This window comes from Streptomyces venezuelae (assembly GCF_008642335.1).
Taxonomy (GTDB): Bacteria; Actinomycetota; Actinomycetes; order Streptomycetales; family Streptomycetaceae; genus Streptomyces; species Streptomyces venezuelae_F.
Genome location: NZ_CP029191.1, coordinates 2199712 through 2225119 on the forward strand (window position 1 = coordinate 2199712; position 25408 = coordinate 2225119).

Here is a 25408-nt window from a genome sequence, read left to right on the forward strand (position 1 = left end):
GCTATTTCGGCTCATGTGTTGCCCTTGTCGCCCTGTGGTCGGGGTGGATCCAGCCGGGTTTGCGGTACTTGAGGAAGGCGGCGGGTGCCAGGACGCCGAGCGCGAGCAGGCCGCCGCCGACGATCAGGAGGTAGCGCCACAGCGGGCCCTTGCCGAACTGGTCGGGCGGTACGAACCCGATGACGAGCGCGGCGAGCGAGGCGACGAATCCGACGGCCGCGACGACCTTCACGGCGGGGACCACGAAGCCGCGCGGCACCTCCGGCTGCGACGCCCGCAGCCGTACGACGGCCACGAACATCAGCAGGTACGCGATGAGGTAGATCTGCACGGTGATGACGGAGAACATCCAGTACGCGCTGGAGACGTCGTCACTGAAGGCGTACAGGACGCCGATCAGCGTGGTGACGACGCCCTGCGCGACCATGATGTTGCGCGGGACGCCCGCCTTGTTGAACTTCTGCAGGACCGGCGGCAGATAGCCCTCCTGCCGGGCGAGGGTGACCAGCCCCTTCGCGGGGCCGGCGAGCCAGGTGAGCATGCCGCCGAGCGCGGCCATGACGAGCATGATCCCGACGACCTTCGTCAGCCAGCCGACGTGGAAGTGGTCGAAGAACGCCTGGAAGGCCTGCATCAGGCCGGCGGTGAGGCTGAGCTGCTCCGACGGCATGACCCAGCTGATGGCCAGGGCCGGAAGGATGAAGATCAGCAGGACGAGGCCGGTGGCGAGGAAGATCGAGCGCGGGTACTCGGCGCGGGGGTGGCGCAGCGACGACACGTGGACGCCGTTCATCTCCATGCCCGCGTAGGAGAGGAAGTTGTTGACGATGAGGACCAGGCTGGCGAGGCCGGTCCACGGGGGCAGCCAGTGGTCGGGGCTCATGGGCGCGGCGGACGCGTTGCCCTCCCCCAGGAAGACGAGGCCGAGAACAACGAGGACGACACCGGGGACGAGGGTGCCGATGATCAGCCCCAGGGAGGAGAGCCCGGCGACCGTCTTGGTGCCCCGACAGGTCACCCAGACGCCTGTCCAGTAGATGACGACGATGACGATCGCTACGTAGGGGCCGTTTTCGGCGAGGCTCGGATGGATGACGTACGCGAACGTCGAGGCCACGTAGGCGAGCAGGCTCGGGTAGTACGCGATGGTCATGGCGAACTGGCACCACACGGCGACGAACCCCAGCGGCCTGCCCAGCGCCTCGCTCACCCACCGGTAGATGCCGCCCGACCACCCGGAGGCGAGCTCGGCGCCGACGAGGGCGGTGGGGAGCAGGAAGACGACGGCGGGCAGGAGGTAGAGGAAGACGGCGGCCAGTCCGTAGATGGCCATCGCCGGCGAGGGACGCAGACTGGCGACGGACGCGGTGGTCATCAGGGCGAGCGTCACCCAGGAGATGAACTGCCGCGGAATGGCGGGGTCCGGTTCCGGCAGGCTTCCCGCACGGGTTTGCCGCGGTTCGTCCGTGTTCGTCATGCGCTCATGATCGTCGGAGCGGCGGGGGCGCGCATGTCGCCGCATACCCGGCGGGGGTAAGGTCTGGCGCATGGCGAGGACGAGTCCGAGGGGCGGCGAGGGGCACGGGCGGCTGCTGCTGCTCGCGGCGCTGCTGCTCGGGATCGTGACGATGCATACGTTGGGGCATCCCTCGGGCGGTCACGGGGGTGGGCCCGAACCGGCCGCGATGCGGCACGCCGACGCCGGCACACCGGCCCAGCGCACGCTGGGCATGCTGCACCACGGGGCGGACGCGGCACCGCGGGAACGCGACGCGACCGCCGGCAGGCAGGCGACCACGCCGCACAACCGCGACGCGAGCACCCGCCCACAGGCCGCAGCCGTGCCGCGCGAACGCGGTACCGCCGCCAACCGGTCGGCCGCCGCACGCCGGGACGGCGTCGTGCCGCCCGAACACGATGCGGCCATCCGGCCGTCGGCCGCCATGCCGCGTGAACGCGGCACCACCGCCCGCCAGGCGTTGGCCCCAGCAGTGGACGGACGCGGGACCGCTGCCCACGAGTCGGCGGCCGCCGCGTCTCGGTCCGGCGTCGCCCGGGACCGCCGCGAGGTCGCCGCCCGTCAGGCGGGGGCGGCCGCCCCGCGCCCCGGCGCCGCCGCACACCAGCCTGTCCCCGGGCACGAGCGGGATGCCGCGCCCGCGTCCGGGCGGGTTGCCGATGCTCCGTCCGGATCGGGCAGCGGCATGGGCATGGGCACGGGCATGGATCCGCTGTCCGTGTGCCTTGCGGTGCTGGGCGCGTTCACGCTTCTCGTGCTCGTGCGGGCCGGGCTGCTGCGGCCGGGTGGGGTCGTCGACCGTTCGCGCGCGCCGGGACGGCTCCTGTACACGCTGCGGCCCAACCCGCCGCCGCCTCGCATACTCCTCTCCCGCCTGTCGGTGCTGCGCATTTAGGCCTGCGCACCGGCTGCTTCGTGCTGCCCGTCGAACGCGTGGGGTCCCGATGGGAGCCCGCGGGTGGCGAGCGGCGCGCCAGAAGCAGCAGACGCGTCCAGCCGCACGCACCACACGACGAGGTGTCACTCAGTCATGCGTAATGAATCAACTCCGCGCGTCCCCTCCCGGCGCGCCGTGCTCGGCGCCGCCGCCGCGGTCGCGGGGACGGGAATCCTGACGGCCTGTTCCGACGCGTCCCCGGAAGGCGTCGACCGTGAGAACGGGGCCTCCGGTCCCGCCGGATACGTGGACCCCGCGGGCGACGAGGTCGCGGCCGCCGAGAAGAAGCGCGGCCGGGGCGGTCGCACCCGTGAGGTCAAGCTGACGGCCACGCGGACCGGGCTCGACCTGGGCGGCCCCACGGTCCGGACGTGGGCGTACGGGGACGCGCTCCCCGGCAAGGAGGTCCGCGTCACCGCGGGCGACACCCTCGCCCTCACTCTCGCCAACCACCTCCCCCAGGCCACGTCCCTGCACTGGCACGGCATCGCCCTGCGCAACGACATGGACGGCGTCCCCGGCCTCACCCAGCAGGACATCAGGCCCGGAGCGGACTTCACCTACCGCTTCGCGGTGCCGCACCCCGGGACGTACTGGTTCCACCCCCACTCCGGAACCCAGCAGGACAGGGGCCTGTACGCACCGCTGATCGTGGAGGACCCGAAGGAGCCGTTGCAGTACGACAAGGAGTGGGTCGTCGTCCTCGACGACTGGGTCGACGGGGTGGACGGATCCACCCCGGACGGCGTGCTCGCGGAACTGGGCAAGGGCATGGCGGACCACGACATGGGCGGCGGGTCCGGGGGCGACGGCGGCGGCCACGGCGGACACGACATGTCGAACATGGGGAACATGTCCCACGCCTCCCTCCGGTCGGACGGCTCACCGGCCCCCGGCCCCTCCCGCATGATGATGGGCGCCAAGAGCGACCTGCTGGGCGGCGACGCGGGTGACGTCGCCTACCCGTACTACCTGGTCAACGGGCGTACGGCCAAGGCGCCTTCGCAGTTCCGAGCCCGTCCCGGCGACCGCATCCGCCTGCGCGTCATCAACGCCGGCGGCGACACCGCGTTCCGCGTCGCGCTCGGCGGCCACGAGATGACGGTGACGCACACCGACGGGTTCCCCGTGCGGCACGCGAAGACGGACGCGCTGCTCCTCGGCATGGGCGAGCGGTACGACGTACTGGTCACCGCCAAGGACGGCGTCTTCCCGCTGACCGCGCTGGCCGAGGGCAAGAAGGAGGCGGCGCTCGCGGTGCTGCGGACGGGCGGCGGGGCCCCGCCGACGGCGTCGACCCGCCCCGACGAGCTGAAGGGCCGCCTCCTGACGGCGGACAAGCTGCGCGCACACGGCTCCGTGGCGCTGCCCTCCCGCAGGCCGGACCGGACGATCAGGCTCCGGCTGACGGGCGGCATGGCCGAGTACGACTGGGCCTTCGACAAGAAGCCCTACACCCCCGGACAGCGTCACCCCGTCCGCGCGGGCGAGCGGGTCCGCCTGACGTTCGCCAACGCGACGTCGATGTGGCACCCCGTCCACCTCCACGGCCACACCTTCGCCCTGCCGGGCGCACCCGGCGGCGCCCGCAAGGACACGGCGATCGTCCTGCCGAACGGCACGCTGTCGGTGGACTTCGAGGCGGACAACCCGGGCCTGTGGATGATCCACTGCCACAACGTCTACCACGCGGAGGCGGGAATGATGACGGTGCTCGGTTACCGCGCCTGACGGGCAGCTCGGCCCCTCTCCTTCGGGAGAGGGGTTCTCCTCCAGGCGAGGGGTTCTCCTCCAGGGGAGGGGTTCTGCCGCCGCCACCCCCGCCCGACAGGCAATCGCGTCGTTTTGACGATTACACTGGGTTTGTGCCTCAACTACGCCTCGCTCTGAATCAGATCGACTCGACCGTCGGCGATCTCGCCGGGAACGCCGAGGCGGTCGTCCGTTGGACCCGGCACTCCGCCGAGCAGGGGGCGCATCTCGTCGCGTTTCCCGAGATGGTGCTGACCGGGTATCCCGTGGAGGACCTCGCCCTGCGTTCGTCCTTCGTCCAGGCCTCGCGGGACGCGCTGCGCGCGCTCGCCGTGCGGCTGAGGGACGAGGGGTTCGGGGAGCTGCCGGTCGTCGTCGGCTATCTCGACCGCACCGAGGAGGCCAAGCCCAAGTTCGGCCAGCCCGCGGGAGCCCCGCGCAACGCGGGCGCCGTGCTGTACCGCGGCGAGGCCGTCCTGACCTACTCCAAGCACCACCTCCCCAACTACGGCGTCTTCGACGAGTTCCGCTACTTCGTGCCGGGCGAGACGCTGCCCGTCGTACGCGTGCACGGCGTCGACGTCGCGCTCGCCATCTGCGAGGACCTCTGGCAGGACGGCGGCCGGGTGCCCGCGACCCGCAGCGCCGGGGCGGGACTGCTGCTCTCCATCAACGCCTCCCCGTACGAGCAGAACAAGGACGACCAGCGGCTGGAGCTCGTGCGCAAGCGCGCGCAGGAGGCCGGCTGCACCACCGCCTACCTCGCGATGATCGGCGGCCAGGACGAGCTGGTCTTCGACGGCGACTCGATCGTCGTCGACAAGGACGGCGAGGTCATCGCGCGGGCCCCGCAGTTCGCCGAGGGCTGCATCGTGCTCGACCTTGAGCTGCCGGCAGCCGCGCCCGTGCCGCCGTCCGGCGTCGTCGACGACGGGCTGCGCATCGAGCACGTGACGCTGTCGGAGGAGCCGGTTCCCGCGTACGACGGCGAGCTGACCGGCGGGTACGCCGAGCGGCTCGACGACGACGAGGAGGTGTACTCGGCGCTGGTCGTGGGCCTGCGCGCGTACGCCGCGAAGAACGGTTTCAGCAGCGTCCTCATCGGGCTCTCCGGCGGCATCGACTCCGCGCTCACCGCCGCCATCGCCTGCGACGCGCTCGGCGCGCAGAACGTGTACGGCGTCGCCATGCCGTCCCGCTACTCCTCGGAGCACTCCATCGGCGACGCGGAGGAGCTGGCGCGGCGCACCGGGCTCAACTTCCGGACCGTACCGATCGCGCCCATGTTCGACGCGTACATGGGCTCCCTCGGGCTCACCGGGCTCGCCGAGGAGAACCTCCAGTCGCGGCTGCGCGGCACGATGCTGATGGCGCTCTCCAACCAGGAGGGCCACATCGTGCTCGCGCCGGGCAACAAGTCCGAGTTGGCGGTCGGGTACTCGACGCTCTACGGAGACTCCGTCGGCGCGTACGGCCCCATCAAGGACGTCTACAAGACGGCGATCTTCCGGCTCGCCAAGTGGCGCAACCGCGCGGCCGAGGAGCGCGGGCAGACGCCGCCGATCCCCGAGAACTCCATCAGCAAGCCGCCGAGCGCCGAGCTGCGCCCGGACCAGGTCGACACGGACTCGCTCCCGGACTACCCGGTCCTCGACGCGATCCTCGAGCTCTACGTCGACCGGGACCAGGGCGCCGACACGATCGTGGCCGCGGGCTACGACCGTGAGCTCGTCACGAAGACGCTGCGGATGGTGGACACGGCGGAGTACAAGCGGCGGCAGTACCCGCCGGGGACGAAGATCTCGGCGAAGGGGTTCGGCAAGGACCGGCGGCTGCCGATCACCAATCGGTGGCGCGAGTCCGCCTCCGGCTGAGGGGGCGGGGTGTACTGAGCCGCCGCTGCGCGGCGGATTCCTCCCACCCGCCCACCCGTTTGCCCCGCACCTGATGGGGCTGTAGGGGCACGGGGGGGGTGGGAGGGGCGGTCAGTTGTAGGGGGATCGCCCGCGGGTGGGTGGCCCTCGGCCCTTAGTGGTGGGCCGGCTCGCGTTGGTCCGGGGACGACGAGGCCACCACACGCTCCGGCCCCGGCACCGGACCCCGTCGCAGGTCCACCGCGTACGCCAGGCCCGCGACCCCGAGGCCCAGGACCGCCAGGAGGGCGCCGGTCACCGCCGGAGACGTCGTGCCGAAGCCCGCCGCCAGCGCCAGGCCGCCGATCCACGCGCCGCCCGCGTTGGCGAGGTTGAACGCGCCCTGGTTGGCGGAGGAGGCCAGGGACGGTGCGGCCGCCGCCTTCTCCATGACCATGAGCTGCAGCGGCGAGCCCGTCGTGAACGCCGCCATGCCGAGCAGCGCGACGCCGACCGCCGCGCTCCACGCGGCGGTCATGAGCAGCGGGAAGAAGCCCAGGACCACGGCGAGCGAGATGAGCCCGCCGAAGAGCGTGCCGCGCAGGGAGACGTCCGCCAGGCGGCCGCCCAGGAGGTTGCCCGCGGTCGCGCCCACGCCGAACAGGGCGAGGAGGAGGGTGACGCTGGACTCGGCGTAGCCGGCCGTGTCGGTCAGCATCGGCGTGATGTAGCTGTACGCGGAGAACAGCGCGCCGAAGCCCGCGACGGTCGTGCCGAGCGCCAGCCAGACCGGGACGCTGCGCAGCGCCCGGAGCTCGCCGCGCAGTCCCGCCGCGTCGCCGTGGCCGTGGTCGGCGGGGACCAGGAGGGCGAGCGCGGCGATGGCCGCGAGCCCGATGGCGCTCACCGCGAGGAACGTGGCGCGCCAGCCCAGCTGCTGCCCCATGGCGGTGGCGACCGGCACGCCCACGATGTTGGCGACGGTCAGGCCGAGGAACATCAGGGAGACCGAGCGGGCCTTGCGCTCGGGGGCGACGAGTCCGGTGGCGACGACCGCGCCGACGCCGAAGAACGCGCCGTGCGGCAGTCCGCTGAGGAAGCGCGCGGCCATGAGCAGGTGGTAGTCGGGGGCGGCCGCCGACAGCGCGTTGCCGACGACGAACAGGACCATGAGGCCGATCAGGACGCGGCGGCGCGGGAGCTTCGCGGTGACGGCGGCGAGCAGCGGGGCTCCGATGACGACGCCGAGCGCGTACGCGGAGACGAGGTGTCCTGCGACGGGGATGGATATGTCCAGGTCGTCGGCGACGTTGGGCAGCAGGCCCATCATCACGAACTCGGTCGTGCCGATGCCGAAGGCACCCACGGCGAGGGCGAGCAGGGCCAGGGGCATGAAGAGGTACCTTCCACGGATGCGGGGGCAGTGGGGGGGATGGGGGGAATGGGGGGAATGGGGGGTGCGGGTTTACGGAGAACCCGTAAGTTTACTTGCGGAACAAAGCCGCGCCCGCCACGTATTCCGTCCCCACGTGCTCCGCCCCGTGCCCTACCGCGTCACGAGGAGAGGTCGACCCGCGCCGCGATCGGCAGGTGGTCGCTGCCCGTCTCCGGCAGCGTCCAGGAGGAGACCGGCTCGACGTCCTTGACCATGATCTGGTCGATGCGCGCCATCGGGAACGACGCGGGCCAGCTGAAGCCGAAGCCGTCGCCCGCCGCGCCCTGCGTGGACCGCAGCTGCGAGGTGACCGCGTTGAGCGCGCGGTCGTTCATCGTGCCGTTGAGGTCGCCGAGCAGGATGACCTTGCCGATCTTCTCGTCGGCGATGGCCTCGCCGAGGGCGTCGGCGCTGTTGTCGCGCTGGTTGGCGGTGAAGCCCGCGTCGAGCTTCACGCGCACCGACGGCAGGTGCGCGACGTGGACGGCGACCTCGCCCTTCGGCGTCGTCACGGTCGTGCGCATCGCGCGGACCCAGCCCAACTTGATGTCGACGGGCCGGGTGTCGGACAGCGGGTACTTGCTCCAGAGGCCGACGGTGCCCTTGACCGCGTGGTACTTGTACGTGTCGGCGAGCGCCTTCTCGTACACGGGCACGGCGGACGGGGTGAGCTCCTCCAGGGCGAGCACGTCCGCGCCGGAGGCGGCGACGTCCTTGGCGGTGCCCGTGGGGTCGGGGTTGTCCGCGTTCACGTTGTGCGTGGCGACGGTGAGGTCACCGCCGGTGCCCGACTTGCCCGTGATCAGGCCGCCGAACGAGTCGACCCAGATGATCACCGGGAGCAGCAGCGCGATCAGCGCGGTTGCGGACTTGCGGACCACCGCGACGACCAGCAGCACCGGGATGAAGAGGCCGAGCCAGGGCAGGAACGTCTCCGTCAGGGAGCCGAGGTTGCCCACGTTGTTGGGGATCTGCGCGTGGAACAGCATCACCAGCGCGAGGAAGACGGCGAGACCGGCCGTGACCAGGCCGCGCCGCCAGATGCCGGGGTCGCCCCGCCAGCCGTCGAGCAGGCGTCGGAAGCGGGCCCCCGGACGCTCGGGGCCCGAGCCGCCGCTGCCCGTCTCCGTCTTGTACGCCTGCGCCATGCTCTCGTCGCCTCACTGCTGCCGTGCACACCGTCTGTCCCGCCCAGGAAACCCTAGGCGATGATCCGGTGTCGTCCCTGCCGTCCACGACGGCCGTACAGGCACCAGGACGAACAGCGCGGCGCGAGGGGTTCCTGAACAGCGGCGGAGAGCTGCCGCTGTGACGAAATGCGCATAACCGTGGTGCACAGCGGGCTCTCAGCGTGGCGGGGGCCGCAGCCCCTCGAGGACCGCGTCGACGATCTGTTCGGCGAGGTGGTCGTCGAGCGGCGCGCCCGGCCGCAGGATCGTGCGCAGCAGCATGGGCCCGACGAAGAGGTCGTTGGCCATCTCCAGGTCGATGTCCGCGCGCAGTTCGCCGTCCTCGACGCCCCGCCGCAGCACGTCGAGGATGATGCGGCGGCGGGGCGCGACGACCGTCTCCTGGTATGCCTCGGCGAGCTTGGGCAGGGTCTTCATCTGGGCGAAGACGTTGTGCAGCAGGGCCGAGGAGCGCATGGTCAGGCCGCGGCGGCGCAGGCTCTCCAGGACGCAGACGAGGTCGTCGCGCATCGAGGTGCCGGGCCGTTCCAGGTCGGGCTCCTCGAAGGCGCGCAGGACGTCGACGAAGAGGGCTTCCTTGCCGTCCCAGCGCCGGTAGATGGTGGCCTTGCCGACGCCGGCGGTGCGGGCGATCCGCTCGATGGAGAGTTCGGTGAGGGAGACGCCGTCCTCCAGGAGCCGTACGACTCCTTCGATGATCGCCTGCTCGACGGCCTCGCTCCGGGGCCTCCCCCGGCCGCTCCTGGGAAGGGGCGTCACACCCAGGAGGTCACCGCCCTCCGCGACGCCGGTGCTGTCCGCGACGTCGCCGCCGTTCGTCACTCTCGCGCGCTTGTGGACCACGTCGTCCCTCCCTCTCTGCCCGCCGGGCGGCCGGGCCGGCCGCCCGGCCGATTCTCCCTCAGCGCCTGTCGGCACCCACCGGCTCGCCCGTCTCCTCGACCGGGCCCGCCTGCGGCGGCGTACGTCCCGGCAGGAAGAGGAAGACGACCAGCGCGCCGAGCACGGCGACGCCCGCTCCGCAGAGCGCGGTGACGTGCATGGCGTGCAGGAAGGAGTCGTTGGCCGCGGAGACCAGGGGCTCGCCCTTGGGGCCGAGCTTCGCGGCGACGCCGAGGGTCGCCTCGATGGACTCGCCCGCGGTGTGCCGCACCCCTTCGGGCAGCAGGGTCAGCTCGTCCTCGACTCCGTTGCGGTACGCCGTGGACAGCACGGAGCCGAGGACGGCGATGCCGAGGGCGCCGCCGACCTGCCGGAACGTGTTGCTGAGCGCGGACGCGGAGCCGGCCTTCTCGCGCGGCAGGGCCTGCATGATGACGACGCTGGTGGGCGTCATGATGTGCGCCATGCCGGTGCCCATCAGGAAGAAGACGACTTCCAGGAGCCAGATCGGCGTGTCGGCGTCGAGGAGGGTGAAGGCCGCGAGGGTCGCCGTCAGGAGGAGCAGTCCGCCCGTGCACACGGCCCGTACGCCGAAGCGGTCGACGACGAGACGGGCGCGCGGCGCGAAGATCAGCTGTGCCACGGCGAGCGGCAGCATCAGCAGACCGGTCTGCAGCGGCGAGTAGCCCCGCACGCTCTGGGTGTAGAAGACCGAGAAGAAGGTGACGCCCATCAGTGCGAAGAAGACGAGCGCGATGGCGCAGATCGCCGCGGAGAACACCCGGTTCTTGAAGTACGTGATGTCGATGGACGGGTGGTCGCTGCGCTTCTCGTACAGCACGAAGGCGACGAGCACGGCGAGGCCGGCGACGACGGTGCCGAGGACGGCCGGGTCGGTGAAGTCGGCGAGCTGGCCGCCCTTGATGATGCCGTAGACGAGGAGCACCAGACCGACGACGGAGAGAGCGACGCCGAAGAGGTCGATGCGGCCGGGCGCGGGGTCGCGGGAGTCGGGCACCAGCCAGACCATCAGCGCCAGGGCGATGATCACGATCGGTACGTTGATGAGGAAGACCGAGCCCCACCAGAAGTGGTCGAGGAGCACGCCGCCGGTGATGGGTCCGATGGCGATGGCGAGGCCGACGCCGCCCGCCCAGATGCCGATGGCCTTGGGCTGTTCGTCGCGTTCGAAGACGTTCATGAGGACGGCGAGGGTCGCCGGCATCACGAAGGCCGCGCCGAGGCCCATGACGGCCCGGAAGGCGATGAGCTGGAGCGGCGAGCCGGACATGGCGGCGAGCGCCGAGCCGATGCCGAAGACGACGAGGCCGCCGAGCAGGACCTTCTTGCGGCCGAGCCGGTCGCCGAGCAGACCCGCCGTGAAGAGGAGGCCGGCGAAGACGAGCGTGTAGGCGTTGATCGCCCACTCCAGCTCGCTCTGGGTGGCGCCGAGGCCGGTCGGTTCGGGGGTCGAGATCGTCTTGATGGCGACGTTCAGGATCGAGTTGTCGAGAACGACGATGAGCAGGCTGAGCATCAGCACCCCGAGGATCGCCCACCGGCGCCGGTGGACGGCTTCCGGTATGCGGGGCGGGGCGGGCATGGCAGGGGAGGACATGCCCACCAGCGTAGAACCATTTCGATACGAGACCGTCTCGTATTGGAAATCCTGGGGAATCCTTGCCGAACGGTAGAGCCGCGCTTTACCCGACGGCGTCACACAGCACCGCACTAGCCGCGGAGCGGTACGTGGTGTCACCATGAGGGGGATCCGGGGACGCCGTCAGGGCGCCTCGAGATGACAGAAGGAGCCGTTGCGATGACGCAGCTTTCGGCTGCCCAGATGAGCGCCGACGCCCCGCGGAACCCCGACAGCAGCAAGGCGCTGTACGGCGGCAAGGGCACCCGGCGCATCACTGTGCGCGACATCACCGCCGCCAAGGAGCGCGGCGAGAAGTGGCCCATGCTGACCGCCTACGACGCGATGACCGCGTCCGTCTTCGACGAGGCGGGCATCCCCGTCATGCTCGTCGGCGACTCGGCGGGCAACTGCCACCTCGGGTACGAGACGACCGTGCCCGTCACCCTCGACGAGATGACCATGCTGTCCGCCGCGGTCGTACGGGGCACGAACCGCGCCCTGATCGTCGGCGACCTGCCGTTCGGCTCGTACCAGGAGGGCCCCGTCCAGGCGCTCCGGTCGGCGACCCGGCTCGTCAAGGAGGCGGGCGTCGGCGCGGTCAAGCTGGAGGGCGGCGAACGCTCCCTGGCCCAGACCGAGTTGCTGGTGCAGTCCGGCATCCCCGTCATGTCCCACCTCGGCCTGACACCGCAGTCCGTGAACACCATGGGGTACCGCGTGCAGGGCCGCGGCGACGAGGCCGCCCACCGGCTCCTCAACGACGCCAAGGCCGCGCAGGACGCCGGCGCGTTCGCGGTCGTCCTGGAGCTGGTCCCCGCGGAGCTCGCGGCCGAGGTCACCCGCTCCCTGCACATCCCGACCGTCGGGATCGGGGCGGGCTCCGACTGCGACGCCCAAGTCCTCGTCTGGACGGACATGATGGGCCTGACCGGCGGAAAGATGCCGCGCTTCGTGAAGAAGTACGCGGAGCTGCGCGGCGCCATGGCCGGCGCGGCGAAGGCGTTCGCCGAGGACGTCGTCGGCGGCGCGTTCCCGGCACCCGAACACGCGGTCCACTGATGACCGCCTGAGTCCACCGCGGCACCACGGCAGCCCGCCGAACTTCCCCCGTCGGCGGGCTGCCGCTTTCCTGTCCGCGGGGCGTCGGGCGTCTGTCGGTCGGCTGTCGGCGGTTTGTCGGTGGCCTCTGACACCTTGGGGGCATGAAGCGAATCGACATGAACCCCGGCGGCGCAGGGAGCGCGGTCACCGTAAGGGGACTGGTCAAGCACTACGGCGAGACCAAAGCACTGGACGGCGTGGACCTCGACGTGCGCGAGGGCACCGTCCTCGGCGTCCTCGGGCCCAACGGCGCCGGCAAGACCACCCTCGTGCGCTGCCTCTCCACCCTCATCACCCCGGACGCGGGCTCCGCGCTGGTCGCCGGGTACGACGTGATGCGTCAGCCCCGCCAGCTCCGCCGCGTCATCGGTCTCACCGGGCAGTACGCGGCGGTGGACGAGAAGCTGTCGGGACGCGAGAACCTCTACATGATCGGGCGGCTGCTCGACCTGTCCCGCAAGGAGGCCAGGTCCCGCGCCGACGGCCTCCTTGAGCGGTTCTCGCTCACCGAGGCGGCCAAGCGCCCCGCGAGCACGTACTCCGGCGGTATGCGCCGCCGCCTCGACCTCGCCGCGTCGATGATCGGCAGCCCGTCCGTCCTCTACCTGGACGAGCCGACGACCGGCCTCGACCCCCGCACCCGCAACGAGGTGTGGGGCGAGGTCAAGCGGATGGTCGGCGACGGCGTGACCGTGCTGCTCACCACCCAGTACATGGAGGAGGCCGAGCAGCTGGCCTCCGAGCTGACGGTCATCGACCGCGGCAAGGTCATCGCCAACGGCGGCATCGACGAGCTGAAGGCGAAGGTCGGCGGCCGCACCCTGCGCGTCCGCCCGGCCGACCCGCTGGAGCTCGGCCCGCTCGCGAGCGCCCTCGACGACCTGGGCCTGACCGGCCTCGCCACCACCACGGTGGACGCCGAGTCCGGCACGGTCCTCGTCCCGATCCTCAGCGACGAGCAGCTGACCGCCGTCGTCGGCGCGGTCACCGCGCGCGGCATCACCATCGGCTCGATAGCCACCGAACTGCCCAGCCTGGACGAGGTGTTCCTGTCCATCACCGGCCAGAAGGCCAGTGCACCGCAGGACGCACGCCCCACGGAACTCGAGGAGGTCGCCGTATGAGCGCCACCACACTCACGGCCGCCCCCCTCAAGAAGGACGAGGCGGACGCCCACATCGGCCTGCGCGGCCACGTCCGGCACACCGGCGCGCTGGTCCGCCGCAATCTGCTGTGGATCCGGCAGGACCCGGAGTCGATGTTCGACGCGGTCCTGATGCCGATCGTCTTCACGCTCCTGTTCGTGTACGTCTTCGGCGGCTCCATCGGGCAGGCGCTCGGCGGCGGTCAGGACCAGTACGTGCAGTACGTGGTGCCCGGCATGATGGCGATGATGAGCATGAACATCGCCATGGCCGTCGGCACCGGCTTCAACCAGGACTTCCAGAACGGCATCATGGACCGCTTCCGGACCCTGCCGATCGGCCAGGGCTCGGTGCTCTTCGCCAAGATCGTGGTGGAGCTGATGCGGCTGCTCATCGCGACGACGATCATGATGATCGTCGGTGTCCTGGTGGGCTTCGACATCACGAACTGGGGCGGCCTGTTCGCCGCGGTCGGCCTCTCCGCCCTCTTCGGCACGTCCATCATGTGGATCTTCCTGGTCCTCGGCGTCTCCATGAAGAGCGCCCAGTCCGTGCAGGCGATGGGCTTCCTGGTCCTGATGCCGCTGCAGTTCGGCTCGTCGATCTTCGCGCCGACCCAGTCGATGCCGGGCTGGCTGCAGGGCTTCACCGACTACAACCCGCTGTCCGCCCTCGCGGACTCCGCGCGCGGCCTGATGGTCGGCGGGCCCGTGGCGCACGACCTGTGGGTGACGGTGGGCTGGTCCGTGGGGCTCACGGTGGTCATGGCGCCGATCGCGATCCACAAGTTCCGCACGAAGAACTGAGTCACCCGGTGGCCCAGGCGGTGCACAGGGCGGCGGCCTCCTCCAAGGAGAGGCCGCCGCCCCGCGCGTACGCCGCCTCGTACGGGCCGTCCCCGAGCGCGGCCCTGCACCGCTCCTCCGCGCCCTCGCGGATCTCCCGCTCCATCGTGTTCGCGAAGTGCCCCTGCGGCAGTGCGCCGTCGGCGACCGCGAGGAGCCGCGCGGCGTCGTGCGCGCGGCTCCTGTCCCCGTCCCGGCCGTCGTCGCCGCCCGCCGCCAGCGCCATGGAGACGATCGCCAGATGGACGGCCACCATGTGCGGGGCGACGATCCGCGACAGCGGGTCGAGGGCCTTCGCGAAGGCCTCGCACGCCCCCGTCAGACTCTCGGCGTGCCGCCCGTCCAGCGCGTCGAGCCACGCCCTGATGCCGAGCACGGAACTGTCGAAGACCGCGTACCCGATCCCGCTGAACTCCAGGCGAAGCAGCCGCAGTTGCTCGCGCGCCTCGTCGTGGCGGCGGCTGCGGCCGAGCGCGAGGGCGAGGAAGAGCCGGGCGGCGGGGACGGCGTCGCCCGTACGGTGCCGGCCCGGGTTGTCGAGGACCTCCCGCAGCAGCGCCTCGCCCCGCTCGAAGAGGTCCCGCCGCTCCGTCGAGTCCGTGAGGATGGAGCCGAGCCTGGCCTTGAGCAGCGCCACCTGGTTCTGCGCGTCGAGCCGCGCGGCGTACTCGACGGCGGCTTCGTAGTCCTCCGCGGCCGCCGCGAACTCGCCGCGCCGCTCCCGCGATTCACCGCGCGCTGCAAGCGCCTCGGCGATGCCCCACACGTCGCCGATCCGCCGGAACAGGTGCAGTGCCTCGTCCGCGTCGCGCAGGGCGTCGCCCGCCCAGTCGCTGCGGTTGGCGAGGATGTTGGCCCGCGTCTGGAGGGCGGCGGCGAGCTCCCACTCGTACCCGAACGCACGGCAGGCGGAGACCGTCTCGTCGAGGGTGACCCGCAGCGTCTCCATGCCGCCGCCGAGCAGCACGGCGAAGAACCAGAGGTTGCCGGGCGTCCGGCAGGTCTGCGGGAGCCCTGGCCGGTACGCGCGCCGGACGCCCTCCAGCCGCGTCGCCGCCTCCGGCGACTGCCAGTCCACCAGGTCCATCTCCATGCAGGAGACGAGGAGCAGATGCACCCCGCGACGGGCCTCCGCCAGGACCTCGGGGCGCATCGGCGGAGGCGCCTCCGTGCACGACTCGTACAGCGGCGGCGCCGGGTCGACGGGCGGGGCGAACGGGTCGGGGCCGAGGGCGGCGACGTCACGGGACCAGTTGCGGGTCTCCAGGCGCAGGCCGCGGATCTGCCAGAACCAGCACAGGGACAGGACGAGGCAGAGCGCCTCCTGCTCGTCCCGTGCGGCGACCGCGTGGCGCAGGGCGGTGCGCAGGTTCTCGTACTCGGCCTCCAGACGCTCCACGGCGGCGAGCTGCCCGCGGCCCCGGAGCTCGGGGTCGGTGGTCCGCGCGACCTCGCGGTAGTGCACGAGGTGCGCCCGCTCGGCGGCGGCCCTGTCGCCCGACTCGTCGAGCCGCTCCCCCGCGTACTCCGCGACGGTTTCGAGGAGCCGGTAGCGCATGCCGCCGTCGGAGAGCGGCGAGGGGGCGGCGACGACGAGGGACTTGTCGACGAGCGAGCCGAGCAGGTCGGCGACGTCGTGCGCGCTTCCGGGGGCCGCGCACACCTCCTCCGCCGCCGTCAGGTCGCAGCCGCCCGCGAAGACCGAGAGGCGCCGCAGGACCGTACGTTCGGCCTCGTCGAGGAGGTCCCAGGACCAGTCGACGACGGCCCGCAGCGTCTGCTGGCGGGGCAGGACCGTGCGGGCGCCGCTGGTGAGCAGCCGGAAACGGTCGTCGAGGCGGTCGGCGATCTGGCGCGGGGTGAGCATCCGCAGGCGGGCGGCGGCCAGTTCGATGGCGAGCGGCAGGCCGTCGAGGCGGCGGCAGATCTCGGCGGCGGCCGCCGGGTCCGCCTCGACGGTGAAGCCGGGCCGGGCGGCGGCGCCGCGCTCGGCGAACAGGCGCAGCGCGACGGGTTCGGGCAGCGGCTCGACGGGCCGCAGCAACTCGCCCGGTACGCCGAGGGGTTCACGGCTCGTGGCGAGGACCGTCACGCCGGGGCAGCGGGCGAGGAGTTCGTCGGCGAGGTGGGCGGCGGCCTCGACGACGTGCTCGCAGTTGTCGAGGACGATCAGCATGCGGCGCGTGTCGCAGTGCTCGACGAGCCGGGCGACGGGGTCCTTGCCGTGCCGCTCCGTCATGGCCCGTATCTCCTCGGCGCCGGCGCCGCGCAGCACGGTCTCGCGGGCGCCGAGTGCGGTGAGGACGGCGGCGGGGACGTCGGCGGGGTCCTCGACCGGGGCGAGCTCGGCCAGCCACGCGCCGTCGGGGAAGCCGCCCGCGACGGCCTCGGCGACCTCCTGCGACAGCCGTGTCTTGCCGGCGCCGCCGGGTCCGAGGAGCGTGACGAGCCGCGCGCCGCCGAGGTCGCTACGGATCGCGTCGATGTCGGCCTCGCGCCCGACGAAGGAGGTGAGACGGGCCCGGAGATTGCCGGGGGCGCGGTCGCGGGAAGGGGCGGGGCCGGGGGCGGCGGCGGGTGGCTCTCGCAGCAACTCTTCGTGCAGGGCGCGGAGTTCGGGGCCCGGGTCGGCGCCGAGCCGGTCCGCCATGGCGCGTCGTACTTCTTCGTACGCCGAGAGCGCCTGGGCCGTGCGGCCCGTGTCGCGGAGGGCGCGCAGCCGCAGGGCCTGCAGCGGTTCGTCCAGGGGGTACGTGTCGCAGAGCTCGGCGAGCTCGGGCAGGACCCGCTCGCCGTCCCCCAGGGCGAGGGCCGCGGTCATCCTGGCGCGGCGGGCGTCGAGGCGGCGGGCCTGCCAGCGGGCGGTGTCCGCGGTGCGTTCGGGGAGGTCGGCGAGGGGTTCGCCGGTCCACAGGGCGAGCGCGTCGTCCAGGGCCGCGGCCGCCTTCGCCGCGTCGCCGTCCGCGAGGGCGCGGGTGCCGTCGGCGACGAGTCGGTCGAAGCGGAAGACGTCGACGTCGTCGGGGTGGGCGCGGAGGCGGTAGCCGCCGTCCGCCGAGGCGACGGCGTCCGCGCCGAGCGCCCTGCGGAGCCGGGCCACGAGCGCCTGCAGCGCGCCGGTCGCGTCCGCGGGGGAGTCGTCGCCCGTCCATACGTCGGCGACGAGGGTGTGGGCGGGGACGAGGGTGCCGGGGCGGAGGGCGAGGGCGGTGAGGAGGGCGCGTAGGCGGGCGCCGCCGACGGGAACGGGGGTTCCGTCGGGGTGGGTGGCTCTGGTCGTCCCCAGCACGCGGTATCTCACCGGGCCATTCTCCCTGACCCCCGGTGGGGGCGTTTCGAGCCCGCCGCTTCGCGGCGGATCACTCCCACCCACCCACCCGTTCACCCCGCACCGTCCAGCGCGCGTAGGGGCCCCGCCCGCTTCGCGGCGGATCACTCCCACCCGCCCGCCCGTTTGCCCTGCGACGTCCAGTGGGAGTAGGAACGTTCCCTCACTCCACCTCCAGCTCCACCAGCACCCCCGTCTCCTCCCTTCGCAGCCTCTCCCCCGCCGCCGCCCTGCCCACGTGCTCGAACCGCTTCGGGCAGCTGTCCACCGGGCGGAGGCTGCGCTTGCCCGGGACCAGGTGCTCCTCCCGGTACGCCTGGCCGACCACCTGGATGCCGCGGACCACGCCCCTCGTGCGCGGCCACTTGCCGCCGTGCTGTTCCACCGTCAGGAGGCCCCTCAGGTGCAGGCGCGGAGGCCAGTCCCCGGAGCCCGTCCACGGCACCGTCACGCCACCCGCGCACACCACCGGGCCGCCGCCCGCCGACTCCACCGGGCCCTCGATCTCGGTGAGTTCCGCCGCCCACTCGCGTTCGGGCGCCGTCGTGTCGACGAGCAGCTGCCACGTCACCTCGTCGCCCACCGCGAACGGGTCCCCGCAGCACTCCAGCTGCCAGTCCTGGTACATCACGTTCCATACGGTCATGCGCCCAGCCTGCCCGGAACCCGGCGCGGCGTGCGAGACGTTTTCGGTACGGTCGGCACGCCCGGCCGACGCCGCCAGATCCCAGGAGCACCGCCCCATGACCACCGCCCCCATCCGCCGCACCGACCGGCGGATCAGCCCCGTCTTCCTGGGGATCGCCGCCGTCACGGCGGTCTCCGGCTGGGCCGCCTGGACCGGTTTCGCCGACAATCCCGGGCTCGCCGTCTTCCTCTTCGTGACGGCCGCCTGGATCGTCTCGCTCTGCCTGCACGAGTACGCGCACGCGCGCACCGCCCTGCACAGCGGTGACATCTCCATCGGCGCGAAGGGCTATCTGACCCTCAACCCGCTCAAGTACACGCACGCCCTGCTCAGCATCGTGCTGCCCGTACTGTTCGTGATCATGGGCGGCATCGGCCTGCCCGGCGGCGCCGTCTTCATCGAGCGTGGCCGCATCCGGGGCCGCTGGCGGCACAGCCTCATCTCGGCGGCGGGCCCGCTGACGAACGTGCTGTTCGCCGTCGTCTGCACGGCGCCGTTCTGGCTGGACGCCCTGGACGGCGTCCCGGACACGTTCTGCTACGCGCTGGGGTTCCTGGCCCTGCTCCAGGTGACCGCCGCGATCCTGAACTTCCTGCCCGTCCCCGGCCTGGACGGGTACGGCGTCATCGAACCGTGGCTGTCGCACAGGATCCGCCGCCAGGTGGAGCCGTTCGCGCCGTTCGGGCTGATCGCGGTCTTCGTCGTCCTTTGGATCCCGGAGGTCAACCGCGCCTTCTTCGACGCGATCGACGCGGTCCTGCGCTCCCTGGGCGTCACCGAGTGGGACACCTACTGGGGGCACGAGCTGTACCGCTTCTGGGAGGGGTCTCAGGAGATCCCTCCCAGGACGAGCTAGGGCGTCACGCCTGCGTCCGCCGCGCGTCCCGCTCCGCCTTGGCCCGCCGCAGGTAGAACCAGGCCATGTTCGACGAGAGCCCGGCGAGCAGCACCCACACGATGCCGAGCCAGCTGCCCTGCACGAAGGAGATCACGGCCGCGGCGACGGCGAGGGCGCAGACGACGAGGGCGTACACGGCGAGGCGGGGCATGGGGGTCGGCTCCTGTCGGGGGAAGCGTGCTGACGTACGCATCCAGTGTCCCCCATGGCCCGCCCCCGCCCCGCACCCGTCCCCGGACGCCGCAGGCCGTCGTCGCGGCTCCCTGTACGTCTATACGTCCGTGACGCGCAGGCCCGCGTGCGCCTTGTAGCGCCGGTTCACGGAGATCAGGTTGGCGACGAGCGACTCGACCTGGTGGGCATTGCGGAGGCGGCCCGCGAAGACGCCGCGCATGCCGGGGATACGGGCGGCGAGCGCCTGGATCGTGTCGGTGTCGGCGCGGCTCTCGCCGAGGACCATCACGTCCGTGTCGATCTCCTCGATCTCCGGGTCCTGGAGCAGCACGGCCGACAGGTGGTGGAAGGCGGCGGTGACGCGCGAGTCGGGGAGCAGCGCGGCGGCCTGCTCGGCGGCGCTGCCCTCCTCGGGCTTGAGGGCGTAGGCGCCCTTCTTGTCGAAGCCGAGCGGGTTCACGCAGTCGACGACGAGCTTGCCGCTCAGCTCCTCGCGGAGCCCTTCGAGGGTCTTGGCGTGGCCGTCCCACGGCACGGCGACGATCACGATGTCGCTGCGCCGCGCGCACTCCGCGTTGTCCGCGCCCTCGACGCCGTGCCCGAGCTCGTCGGCGGTGGCCCGCGCGCGTTCGGCGGCGCGGGAGCCGATGATCACCTTCTGGCCCGCGCGGGCGAGGCGGTAGGCGAGCCCCCGCCCCTGGTCGCCGGTGCCGCCGAGCACGCCGACGACGAGCCCGGACACGTCGGGCAGCTCCCAGGGGTCCTTGGCGGGGGCCTTCTGCACACTGTCGGTAGAGGTCATACAGCGACCTTACTCAGCCGTACGTCACGTCACTTCCGCGACCGGTATCCGGCGGAACGTGATCGTCTCGTACGCGCTGAAGTCACCGGTCTCGTAGAGCAGTCCGACCGTCGTGGCGTCGAGGCGGGTGAGGTCGGAGTAGGCCGCGGGGAGGCCGTCGACCGTATGGGCGACCTGCCAGGTCGTGCCGCCGTCCGTGGAGCGGCGCACGGTCATGAGCGCGCGGAAGCCCGGGTCGGCGGGGCCCGAGAAGAGGAGCACGTCGGGGTCGCGCAGCTGGAGGACACTGCCCTCGACGACGGGGCCGGTGAGGCCCGCCTGGGGGCGGAAGGGCCTGGCCAGGGTGCGGCCGCCGTCGTGGGAGTGGGCGTCGCCGCGGGTGCCGGGGGCCGGGGAGTCGTTGCGGGTGTTGAAGTAGACGCGGCCGTCGGGGAGTTCGGCGGCGGTGGTCTCGTTCACGTTGATGTAGCCGTTGGTGTTGTCGTCGATGTAGCCGATGCGCCAGGTCGCGCCGGCGTCGTCGCTGAGCAGGCAGTGCCCGCCGTTGTACTTCCCCTCGGTGCCGTCGTCCGCGCCGGAGGGCGGCAGGGAGTGGTTGGCGGGGACGAGCACCCGGCCCGTGCTGAGCTGCACGGCGTGCCCGGGTGTCGTGGCGTACCACCGCCAGTTCGCTCTCTTGACCTGCCCGGTGATCTCGCGGGGCGCGCTCCAGGTGAGGCCGTCGTCGTCGCTGTGCTGCACCCAGACGCGGCGTCCGGCCGCGGCGGAGACCTTCCCGCGCCGGATGGCGTCCTCGGTGGCCGCGGCGGCGTTCCTGACCTGGACGAGGAGGACGCGCCCGGTGTCGAGGACGACGGGGGCGGGGTTGCCCGCGAGGTCGGCGCCGTTCTTGCCGACGATCTGGAGCGGGCCCCAGGTGCGGCCGCCGTCGGCGGAGCGCTTGAGGACGATGTCGATGTTGCCGAAGTCCTCCTGGGAGCCGACGCGGCCCTCGCAGAAGGCAAGGACGGTACCGGCGGCGCTGGTGACGACGGCGGGGATGCGGAAGCTCGCGTATCCCTCGCGGCCCGCGCGGAAGGGAACAGATGTCTCAGCGGTCATCCCCCGCCCTTCCCCCGCGCGGGGGAATTCCGCGTGAACGCCCGGTGACGAGTGGCCCGTTGCCGGAGGATGCCACGCCATGGACGCCGTACGGGTCGCGCTGCTGCGCGAAGTGCTCGCCGGGACCGAGTGGCTCGGCGCCACCCGCCGCTTCGCGGGGACGCTGCGGACCTCCGTCGTGCCGCACGGCGGCGGGCTGCTGCTCGTGGGCACGGCGGCGTACGAGCCGTGGCACCTGGCCGCGCACCTCGTCGACGAGGCGGCCTGGTCGGGCACGCCGGAGCTGACCCCGACGCTCGTGCGGCACCGGGTCCTCGCCACGGACCCCGCGCACCTGTCGACGGGGCTCGGCCGCATCGAGGCGGCCCGGCGCGGCGAGACGCTGCTCGTCGTGGCGCCGGACGCGCCGGACACGGAACTGCTCACGCGGGTGCACGACGCGCGGCGGGCCGGCGCGACGGTGCTCGCGCTCGACTCCGGCGACCGGGACCTGGCCGCGCTCTCGCACGAGGTCCTCGCCGTGCCCGACACACCGGAGCTCGACCTCGACACGGTCCAGCACCTGGTGAGCGCGGCGGCCGGGGAGAACGCGCTGCCCGAGGCGCGGGGCCGCAGACGGCTGCGCGACCGGCTCTCCCGGCTCGCCGACCAGCTGACGTCGCCGCCGCCGACGCGCTGGTGAGCCCGGAGCGGGCGGAATTCAGTTGCTCACCGCACCGGTCTGCGCAGAGCATGACTCTTCGTGCCTCTCTCCGCGATACTGCCCGATCTCTCCCCCTGGCGCTCCACCCGCGACTTCCGGTTGCTGTGGGTGCAGGGGCTCGTCACCACGTTCGGCAGTTTCATGGCCCTGGTCGCCCTGCCGCTCCAGATCAAGGAGCTGACGGACTCACCGGTCGCGGTCGGCGCGATGGGCGCGGTCGAGCTGGTGCCGCTGATCGTCTTCGGGCTGTACGGCGGGGCGCTCGCCGACGCCGTGGACCGGCGCAAGGTGATCCTCCTGACCGAGGCGGGCCTCGGCCTCCTCGCCGCCGTCCTCCTGGTGAACGCGCTGCTGCCCGAGCCGCTGCTGTGGCCGCTCTACGTCGTGGCGGCCGGCGTCTCCGCGCTCGCCGGGCTGCAGCGGCCCGCCCTGGACTCCCTGATGGCGCGGATCGTGCCGCACGACCAGCTGACGGCGGCCGCCGCGCTGAACTCGCTGCGGTGGAACGTGGGCGCCATCGCCGCGCCGTCCCTCGCGGGCATCGTCGTCGCGTACGCGGGCCACGCCTCGGCGTACGGGATCACGGCCGTCTGCTTCGTGCTGTCTGTCGCGCTGTGCACCCGCCTCTCCCCCGCGCCCGCCGCGCACGACGCGGAGAAGCCGTCGCTGAAGGGGCTCGCGGAGGGCGCGCGCTACGCGTGGTCGCGTCCCGTGCTGCTCGGTACGTACGCGATCGACATGGCGGCGATGTTCTTCGCCTTCCCCAACACGATCTTCCCGTTCCTCGCGGACGACCTGGACGCGGAGTGGGCGCTCGGTCTGATGTACGCGGCCGGCGCGGTCGGCTCCCTCGTGTTCAGCCTCACCAGCGGATGGACGTCGCGGGTGCGGCGGCACGGGCTGCTCGTCGTGTTCGGCGCGGCGGGCTGGGGGCTCGCGATCACCGCGGCGGGCTGGCTCTCCAACATCTGGCTGGTGCTCGTCTGCCTCGCGTTCGCGGGCGCCGGGGACATGGCGAGCGGGCTCGGGCGCTCCACGATCTGGAACCAGACCATCCCGGACGAGCTGCGCGGGCGGCTCGCCGGGATCGAGGTCCTGTCGTACAGCGTGGGTCCGCAGCTCGGTCAGGTCCGCGCGGGCACGGCGGCGGGCTGGACCGGCACGCGGCCCGCGATCTGGTCGGGCGGCCTCGCCTGTCTGGCCTCGGTCGGCATCCTCGCGGCGGTGCTGCCGAAGCTCGTCTCGTACGACGCGACGACGGACCCGGACGCGCGGCGCCGCAGGGAACGGGGCGACACCGGGGTTACGGAGCCGGTGGCCCCGTAAGGGGCGCGGGGAACTGCGCGACCAGCCACCCCCGGCCCGCGGAGGCCCACCAGCCCCAGAAACCCCCTACGTGTCGCCGTCCCCTCCGCGCCCGGCGCCGTCATGCCACTTGGGATCGTTCTCCCACTCCAGATTCCGCTCCTGAGCGGTCTGCATCGCGTGTTCCGCCTCCTTGCGGGACGCGTAGGGCCCCATCCGGTCCTTGCCGGGACAGTCGGGACCCTCCTCGACCGTCCCGTGCTCCAGGCAGTAGAACCACTCGCCCGGCTTGCCGACTGTCCGCTTCTTGAACAGCGCCATGCCCCGCTCCTTCCGTCCCCGATCGGGTACCGCTCTCCGAGACCATGCTGCCCCACGACGGCTGGCTAGACTCGCTGGCATGTCTGGCCAGTCACTGCTCGTCCCGGGGGAGCTCTCTCCCCACCGTTCCGTCCCCGGCAACATCCGGCGCCCGGAGTACGTGGGGAAACCCGCGCCGACCCCGTACTCGGGACCCGAGGTGCAGACCCCCGAGACCATCGAGCTGATGCGTACCGCGGGGCGCATCGCCGCCCGCGCCATGGAAGAGGCCGCGAAGCACATCGCGCCGGGCGTGACCACCGATGAGCTGGACCGCGTCGCGCACGAGTACATGTGCGACCACGGGGCCTACCCCTCCACGCTCGGCTACCGCGGCTTCCCGAAGTCGCTGTGCAGCTCGGTCAACGAGGTCATCTGCCACGGCATCCCGGACTCGACCGTCCTGAACGACGGCGACATCATCAACCTCGACGTGACGGCCTACATCGGCGGCGTGCACGGCGACAACAACGCCACGTACCTCGTGGGCGACGTCGACGACGAGTCGAGGCTGCTCGTCGAGCGGACCAAGGAGTCCCTCAACCGCGCCATCAAGGCCGTCAAGCCCGGCCGCCAGATCAACATCATCGGCCGGGTCATCGAGTCGTACGCCAAGCGCTTCGGGTACGGCGTGGTGCGCGACTTCACCGGCCACGGCATCAACACGTCCTTCCACTCCGGCCTGATCGTCCCGCACTACGACAGCCCGCACGCCACGACCGTCATCCAGCCCGGCATGACGTTCACGATCGAGCCGATGCTGACGCTCGGCACGTACGAGTACGACATGTGGGAGGACGGCTGGACCGTCGTCACCAAGGACAGGAAGCGCACCGCTCAGTTCGAGCACACGCTGGTGGTGACGGACACGGGGGCGGAAATCCTCACACTGCCCTGAGCCTTGCGGGCGGGTAGCGTTTTTACCGACAGGATGTCGGGAACCAGTTGACTTAGGTAAGCCTAACTTGCATGATCTGCAGAGGGCGCACCGGTTCCCGCCATTCCGTCAGTCCTCGGCTCCCCTGGAGGCACCGCATGGTCACGCCGCACTCGCCGCTCACGCCCTTCTCGACGGTCATCCGTACCGCGTCCCACGAAGAGCACACCGAGGCGGAGACCTCGTCCTTCATGAGCGACCTCCTCGGCGGCAGGCTCGGCGTCGACGCGTACACGCGGTACACGGAGCAGCTGTGGTTCGTCTACCGCGCCCTCGAGGACGGCGCCGAGGCGCTGCGCGAGGACCCCGTCGCGGGGCCCTTCATACGGCCCGAGCTGGCCCGCGTCGTCGAACTGGAGCGCGACCTCGCGCACCTGCGGGGCGCGGACTGGCGCACGGGCCTCGCCCCGCTGCCCGCCACGGAGGCGTACGCGGCCCGCGTCGCGGAGTGCGCCCGCACTTGGCCCGGCGGTTACGTCGCCCACCACTACACGCGCTACCTGGGCGACCTCTCCGGCGGCCAGATCATCCGCGGCAGGGCCGAGCGCGCGTGGGGCTTCGACCGCAAGGGCGACGGCGTGCGGTTCTACGTCTTCGAGGGCATCTCCAACCCGGCCGCGTTCAAGCGGGGTTACCGCGAACTGCTCGACGGGATCGACGCGGTGGTCGCGGACGAGCTGGAGAGGAAGCGGATGGTCGACGAGTGCAAGTTCGCTTTCGCTTTGAATACGGCGGTGTTCCGTGAGCTGGGGGACGAGTTTCCGCTGAGCGCCTGAGCGGTGGGCGACTCGGGGGCTCTGCCCCCGGGCCC

At 72.1% G+C, this 25408-nt stretch carries 22 protein-coding genes; 11 read left to right on the top strand and 11 right to left on the bottom strand.

Annotation, left to right across the window (positions count from 1 at the left end):
* Position 1 precedes the first annotated feature (1 nt).
* Positions 2 to 1477 (bottom strand): APC family permease, encoded by a 1476-nt coding sequence (locus DEJ49_RS09870; RefSeq protein ID WP_150183782.1) that lies wholly within the window; start codon positions 1475 to 1477, stop codon positions 2 to 4.
* Positions 1478 to 1547: 70 nt separating this feature from the next.
* Here DEJ49_RS09870 and DEJ49_RS09875 point away from each other — a divergent pair, with 70 nt between their 5' ends.
* The 3 genes from DEJ49_RS09875 (at position 1548) to DEJ49_RS09885 (ending at position 6082) form a co-directional block, all read left to right on the top strand.
* The gene (locus DEJ49_RS09875; protein WP_150183783.1) at positions 1548 to 2414 is read left to right on the top strand and encodes a hypothetical protein; all 867 of its coding nucleotides are present in this window, start codon (positions 1548 to 1550) and stop codon (positions 2412 to 2414) included.
* A 135-nt stretch (positions 2415 to 2549) separates the two neighbouring features.
* Positions 2550 to 4187 (top strand): multicopper oxidase family protein, encoded by a 1638-nt coding sequence (locus tag DEJ49_RS09880; RefSeq protein ID WP_150183784.1) that lies wholly within the window; start codon positions 2550 to 2552, stop codon positions 4185 to 4187.
* A 134-nt stretch (positions 4188 to 4321) separates the two neighbouring features.
* A complete protein-coding gene (locus tag DEJ49_RS09885) occupies positions 4322 to 6082 on the top strand; it encodes an NAD+ synthase (RefSeq protein ID WP_150183785.1) in 1761 nt (586 codons plus the stop codon).
* Between the two features lie 154 nt (positions 6083 to 6236).
* Here the strand turns inward: DEJ49_RS09885 and DEJ49_RS09890 are convergent, their stop codons facing one another.
* From DEJ49_RS09890 to DEJ49_RS09905, 4 genes are all read right to left on the bottom strand, one after another.
* Positions 6237 to 7454 carry an MFS transporter gene (locus DEJ49_RS09890; protein WP_150183786.1) on the bottom strand — a complete coding sequence of 406 codons (1218 nt, stop codon included), beginning with the start codon at positions 7452 to 7454 and terminating at the stop codon, positions 6237 to 6239.
* A gap of 161 nt (positions 7455 to 7615) precedes the next feature.
* Positions 7616 to 8644 (bottom strand): endonuclease/exonuclease/phosphatase family protein, encoded by a 1029-nt coding sequence (locus tag DEJ49_RS09895; RefSeq protein WP_150183787.1) that lies wholly within the window; start codon positions 8642 to 8644, stop codon positions 7616 to 7618.
* Positions 8645 to 8842: 198 nt separating this feature from the next.
* Positions 8843 to 9451, bottom strand: coding sequence for a TetR/AcrR family transcriptional regulator (locus DEJ49_RS09900; RefSeq protein ID WP_150188136.1), 609 nt, complete (start codon positions 9449 to 9451; stop codon positions 8843 to 8845).
* A gap of 136 nt (positions 9452 to 9587) precedes the next feature.
* Entirely contained in the window at positions 9588 to 11186 is a 1599-nt protein-coding gene (locus tag DEJ49_RS09905; protein ID WP_150183788.1) for an MFS transporter, read from the bottom strand.
* Between the two features lie 201 nt (positions 11187 to 11387).
* Here DEJ49_RS09905 and panB point away from each other — a divergent pair, with 201 nt between their 5' ends.
* The 3 genes from panB to DEJ49_RS09920 all read left to right on the top strand — a co-directional run bounded on the left by panB (position 11388) and on the right by DEJ49_RS09920 (position 14262).
* Positions 11388 to 12269, top strand: a complete 882-nt coding sequence (gene panB / locus DEJ49_RS09910; protein WP_150183789.1) for a 3-methyl-2-oxobutanoate hydroxymethyltransferase — start codon at positions 11388 to 11390, stop codon at positions 12267 to 12269.
* Between the two features lie 143 nt (positions 12270 to 12412).
* Entirely contained in the window at positions 12413 to 13435 is a 1023-nt protein-coding gene (locus DEJ49_RS09915; protein ID WP_150183790.1) for an ATP-binding cassette domain-containing protein, read from the top strand.
* Positions 13432 to 14262, top strand: a complete 831-nt coding sequence (locus DEJ49_RS09920) for an ABC transporter permease (RefSeq protein ID WP_150183791.1) — start codon at positions 13432 to 13434, stop codon at positions 14260 to 14262. Before DEJ49_RS09915 ends, DEJ49_RS09920 begins: the two co-directional genes overlap by 4 nt.
* Position 14263: 1 nt before the next feature.
* On the opposite strand, the gene DEJ49_RS09925 is transcribed toward DEJ49_RS09920, so the two are convergent.
* Both DEJ49_RS09925 and DEJ49_RS09930 read right to left on the bottom strand, forming a co-directional pair.
* Complete coding sequence (locus DEJ49_RS09925) at positions 14264 to 17602, bottom strand: ATP-binding protein (RefSeq protein ID WP_150183792.1); 3339 nt, start codon at positions 17600 to 17602, stop codon at positions 14264 to 14266.
* A 190-nt stretch (positions 17603 to 17792) separates the two neighbouring features.
* Positions 17793 to 18275: a DUF6578 domain-containing protein gene (locus DEJ49_RS09930; protein ID WP_150183793.1), complete on the bottom strand. Its 483-nt coding sequence runs from the start codon at positions 18273 to 18275 to the stop codon at positions 17793 to 17795.
* A 97-nt stretch (positions 18276 to 18372) separates the two neighbouring features.
* Between DEJ49_RS09930 and DEJ49_RS09935 the strand changes: the two genes are divergently transcribed.
* Complete coding sequence (locus tag DEJ49_RS09935) at positions 18373 to 19173, top strand: site-2 protease family protein (protein WP_150183794.1); 801 nt, start codon at positions 18373 to 18375, stop codon at positions 19171 to 19173.
* A 4-nt stretch (positions 19174 to 19177) separates the two neighbouring features.
* Here DEJ49_RS09935 and DEJ49_RS09940 read toward each other — a convergent pair whose 3' ends face one another.
* From DEJ49_RS09940 to DEJ49_RS09950, 3 genes are all read right to left on the bottom strand, one after another.
* Complete coding sequence (locus DEJ49_RS09940) at positions 19178 to 19366, bottom strand: hypothetical protein (RefSeq protein ID WP_150183795.1); 189 nt, start codon at positions 19364 to 19366, stop codon at positions 19178 to 19180.
* 120 nt (positions 19367 to 19486) lie between these two features.
* Entirely contained in the window at positions 19487 to 20191 is a 705-nt protein-coding gene (gene npdG / locus DEJ49_RS09945) for an NADPH-dependent F420 reductase (RefSeq protein ID WP_150183796.1), read from the bottom strand.
* Positions 20192 to 20215: 24 nt separating this feature from the next.
* On the bottom strand, positions 20216 to 21292 hold the full coding sequence (locus tag DEJ49_RS09950) for a sialidase family protein (protein ID WP_150183797.1): 1077 nt from the start codon (positions 21290 to 21292) through the stop codon (positions 20216 to 20218).
* A gap of 79 nt (positions 21293 to 21371) precedes the next feature.
* Here DEJ49_RS09950 and DEJ49_RS09955 point away from each other — a divergent pair, with 79 nt between their 5' ends.
* The gene (locus DEJ49_RS09955; RefSeq protein ID WP_150183798.1) at positions 21372 to 21974 is read left to right on the top strand and encodes a hypothetical protein; all 603 of its coding nucleotides are present in this window, start codon (positions 21372 to 21374) and stop codon (positions 21972 to 21974) included.
* A 60-nt stretch (positions 21975 to 22034) separates the two neighbouring features.
* The gene (locus DEJ49_RS09960) at positions 22035 to 23321 is read left to right on the top strand and encodes an MFS transporter (RefSeq protein ID WP_150183799.1); all 1287 of its coding nucleotides are present in this window, start codon (positions 22035 to 22037) and stop codon (positions 23319 to 23321) included.
* 66 nt (positions 23322 to 23387) lie between these two features.
* Here DEJ49_RS09960 and DEJ49_RS09965 read toward each other — a convergent pair whose 3' ends face one another.
* Complete coding sequence (locus DEJ49_RS09965) at positions 23388 to 23621, bottom strand: hypothetical protein (protein WP_150183800.1); 234 nt, start codon at positions 23619 to 23621, stop codon at positions 23388 to 23390.
* Positions 23622 to 23700: 79 nt separating this feature from the next.
* On the opposite strand from DEJ49_RS09965, the gene map reads away from it, so the two are divergent.
* Positions 23701 to 24558, top strand: a complete 858-nt coding sequence (map, locus tag DEJ49_RS09970; RefSeq protein WP_150183801.1) for a type I methionyl aminopeptidase — start codon at positions 23701 to 23703, stop codon at positions 24556 to 24558.
* Positions 24559 to 24695: 137 nt separating this feature from the next.
* The gene (locus DEJ49_RS09975; protein WP_150183802.1) at positions 24696 to 25373 is read left to right on the top strand and encodes a heme oxygenase (biliverdin-producing); all 678 of its coding nucleotides are present in this window, start codon (positions 24696 to 24698) and stop codon (positions 25371 to 25373) included.
* Positions 25374 to 25408 lie beyond the last annotated feature (35 nt).

What these genes read in the sequence shown, in the direction of transcription:
- DEJ49_RS09935 (WP_150183794.1), top strand. Translation starts at nt 18,373, where the DNA reads ATGACCACCGCCCCCATCCGCCGCACCGACCGGCGGATCAGCCCCGTC.
- DEJ49_RS09870 (WP_150183782.1), bottom strand. Translation starts at nt 1,477, where the DNA reads ATGACGAACACGGACGAACCGCGGCAAACCCGTGCGGGAAGCCTGCCG.
- DEJ49_RS09895 (WP_150183787.1), bottom strand. Translation starts at nt 8,644, where the DNA reads ATGGCGCAGGCGTACAAGACGGAGACGGGCAGCGGCGGCTCGGGCCCC.
- map (WP_150183801.1), top strand. Translation starts at nt 23,701, where the DNA reads ATGTCTGGCCAGTCACTGCTCGTCCCGGGGGAGCTCTCTCCCCACCGT.
- DEJ49_RS09930 (WP_150183793.1), bottom strand. Translation starts at nt 18,275, where the DNA reads ATGACCGTATGGAACGTGATGTACCAGGACTGGCAGCTGGAGTGCTGC.
- DEJ49_RS09880 (WP_150183784.1), top strand. Translation starts at nt 2,550, where the DNA reads ATGCGTAATGAATCAACTCCGCGCGTCCCCTCCCGGCGCGCCGTGCTC.
- DEJ49_RS09955 (WP_150183798.1), top strand. Translation starts at nt 21,372, where the DNA reads ATGGACGCCGTACGGGTCGCGCTGCTGCGCGAAGTGCTCGCCGGGACC.
- DEJ49_RS09875 (WP_150183783.1), top strand. Translation starts at nt 1,548, where the DNA reads ATGGCGAGGACGAGTCCGAGGGGCGGCGAGGGGCACGGGCGGCTGCTG.
- DEJ49_RS09920 (WP_150183791.1), top strand. Translation starts at nt 13,432, where the DNA reads ATGAGCGCCACCACACTCACGGCCGCCCCCCTCAAGAAGGACGAGGCG.
- DEJ49_RS09915 (WP_150183790.1), top strand. Translation starts at nt 12,413, where the DNA reads ATGAAGCGAATCGACATGAACCCCGGCGGCGCAGGGAGCGCGGTCACC.
- DEJ49_RS09905 (WP_150183788.1), bottom strand. Translation starts at nt 11,186, where the DNA reads ATGTCCTCCCCTGCCATGCCCGCCCCGCCCCGCATACCGGAAGCCGTC.
- DEJ49_RS09950 (WP_150183797.1), bottom strand. Translation starts at nt 21,292, where the DNA reads ATGACCGCTGAGACATCTGTTCCCTTCCGCGCGGGCCGCGAGGGATAC.
- DEJ49_RS09965 (WP_150183800.1), bottom strand. Translation starts at nt 23,621, where the DNA reads ATGGCGCTGTTCAAGAAGCGGACAGTCGGCAAGCCGGGCGAGTGGTTC.
- DEJ49_RS09940 (WP_150183795.1), bottom strand. Translation starts at nt 19,366, where the DNA reads ATGCCCCGCCTCGCCGTGTACGCCCTCGTCGTCTGCGCCCTCGCCGTC.
- npdG (WP_150183796.1), bottom strand. Translation starts at nt 20,191, where the DNA reads ATGACCTCTACCGACAGTGTGCAGAAGGCCCCCGCCAAGGACCCCTGG.
- panB (WP_150183789.1), top strand. Translation starts at nt 11,388, where the DNA reads ATGACGCAGCTTTCGGCTGCCCAGATGAGCGCCGACGCCCCGCGGAAC.
- DEJ49_RS09975 (WP_150183802.1), top strand. Translation starts at nt 24,696, where the DNA reads ATGGTCACGCCGCACTCGCCGCTCACGCCCTTCTCGACGGTCATCCGT.
- DEJ49_RS09890 (WP_150183786.1), bottom strand. Translation starts at nt 7,454, where the DNA reads ATGCCCCTGGCCCTGCTCGCCCTCGCCGTGGGTGCCTTCGGCATCGGC.